Here is a 1,076-nt window from a genome sequence, read left to right as displayed (position 1 = left end):
CAAAGCTCGCGCCAAACTCGGCCGCGCCTATCCAGCCACCCCCAAAGAGTCAAAATCACTGTGATAGACCACTAGTTTTGGTATTGCAAACAGGTCATGGCGCTGCTCGGGAACCAAGTGCTCAAACTTTTAGAGCTCGCTATCGCGGGTGCCATCGCGTGGTTCTTGCTGAGTTATTTGCGGGATCACTTGGGCAGGCCGGTCGCGTGGCTTACCGCTTTGCTAGTCCTCACCTTGGTCGTCGTCGGGCTTTATCGCCGCTTTCGGAAGCCCTAGCACCTGCTGCGTTGGAGCTGGCGACGTATTGATCACCTTCAACACGTTCCTCTCCTTCACCACCCATACTCCATTCTCTTTTTCCTCCTTCGTTTGGAGGATCACATCCATTTCAATGCCTGTGCGCATAACTATCGGATGTCTTCCGTGAAGCACATCGTTCAAGAACGTTTCATCTTTGATGGGGGCGCCAAACTCGCCTTCATGAGATGAGAAGCGCCAACGGCGATCCCCAGGCAAAAGCACCGGGCTGATTAGCGTCACTCGCTCAGGCTCTTCGCGTGTGCGCTTTTCCGCGATGGTTTCCTCTTCAAGTGAGGCAATGTGCCGCGGAAACTCCGACCTAGGCACGATCATGGCAGGTTTGGTGCCCGGCTCGCGCGTTGCGCCCACACCCTTCACCGCCGGATCCTTTTCCAATTCCCGATAGACCTGCTGCACATTCCGTTCAGCGACTTTCCCCTCAAGCGCCTTCATGACGGCTTGGCTAATTTGCTCGATCTCCTTCGGGTGAAAGTTTCTTTTCGGTTTTGAAAGCTGCGTCGAGGCTCTGCGTCATTATGTACTGGCGAATGTCTGTTCCGAACCAGCTGAGCACCACCAATCCAATCGCCGCCAAGGTCGCTGGATCCGTGGTTTTCTCTTTGAGCGTTGTGAGAATGGTATTGAGGCTCAGGCTTCCCTCAGTGCCGCTGGCGAACTTCAGCGACACTTCCAGCGAAGGGTCTAGCATTACAGTTGTCTTTTTGTTTTGAAGTGCGCGCGCTGGGCGGCGGCCTGGTGAGCTCTACGCCAAAGTG

General features: G+C 55.0%; 2 protein-coding genes. Both read right to left on the bottom strand.

Annotated elements, in window-relative coordinates:
- Positions 1 to 222: 222 nt before the first annotated feature.
- On the bottom strand, positions 223 to 753 hold the full coding sequence (locus tag AAFX91_RS41890) for a hypothetical protein (protein WP_394570375.1): 531 nt from the start codon (positions 751 to 753) through the stop codon (positions 223 to 225).
- A 10-nt stretch (positions 754 to 763) separates the two neighbouring features.
- Positions 764 to 1,009: a hypothetical protein gene (locus AAFX91_RS41885; RefSeq protein WP_394570374.1), complete on the bottom strand. Its 246-nt coding sequence runs from the start codon at positions 1,007 to 1,009 to the stop codon at positions 764 to 766.
- Positions 1,010 to 1,076: the final 67 nt, after the last annotated feature.

The organism is Bradyrhizobium sp. 31Argb, from assembly GCF_043638955.1.
Classification (GTDB): domain Bacteria; phylum Pseudomonadota; class Alphaproteobacteria; order Rhizobiales; family Xanthobacteraceae; genus Bradyrhizobium.
This window is presented reverse-complemented; position numbering and strand designations above follow the sequence as displayed.

Excerpts from the sequence above, each read along its gene's own strand:
- AAFX91_RS41885 (WP_394570374.1), bottom strand. The coding sequence starts at position 1,009 with ATGCTAGACCCTTCGCTGGAAGTGTCGCTGAAGTTCGCCAGCGGCACT.
- AAFX91_RS41890 (WP_394570375.1), bottom strand. The coding sequence starts at position 753 with ATGAAGGCGCTTGAGGGGAAAGTCGCTGAACGGAATGTGCAGCAGGTC.